Origin of the sequence: Lacticaseibacillus chiayiensis, assembly GCF_004123795.1 — a bacterium.
Lineage (GTDB): Bacteria > Bacillota > Bacilli > Lactobacillales > Lactobacillaceae > Lacticaseibacillus > Lacticaseibacillus chiayiensis.
Genome location: NZ_MSSM01000110.1, coordinates 1 through 432, shown reverse-complemented (window position 1 = coordinate 432; position 432 = coordinate 1). Strand labels below are relative to the sequence as shown.

Sequence of the window (432 nt, the reverse complement as noted above, 5' to 3'; positions counted from 1 at the left end):
GATAATTCGCTTGTATTCTTGTTTTGCGACTGGGTCAAGATGATTAGGCGGTGTTACCTGAAGTTTTGGAATGCCATCTTTGGCCATCAATTCCGCATGTAGCTTGGCTTCTTGCCGTTCTTTGGTCAAATCACCCTTAGACATTTGCAACACTTTGTATTTTCCAGCCATTTCCCACTTCACCTCCTAATATCTATATAAAATGGGCTGAGTTTACCCCTGCCGCCTTAAAAATCGTTACAATTTGGGGTGCAAAAAAGAGGCCGACCGTTCTTCCGCTTCGAGAAATGTAACCCCCGATAAAAATGGAGGGGGGTCTGGAGGATTTCAGCCCGTTTGTTCGCCCGATAAATTTCTTTCAAAAATTCAATTTTKKAATTTTATTTTTATTTTCTTGAATTTTGCAAATTTGTTTCTGATTCATTTCGTCAA

General features: G+C 40.0%; 1 pseudogene. It reads right to left on the bottom strand.

The features are described 5' to 3' along the window. Positions 1 to 171 (bottom strand): annotated as a pseudogene (locus tag BVJ53_RS14865) (P27 family phage terminase small subunit); the annotation flags it as partial. Between the last annotated feature and the right edge of the window lie 261 nt (positions 172 to 432).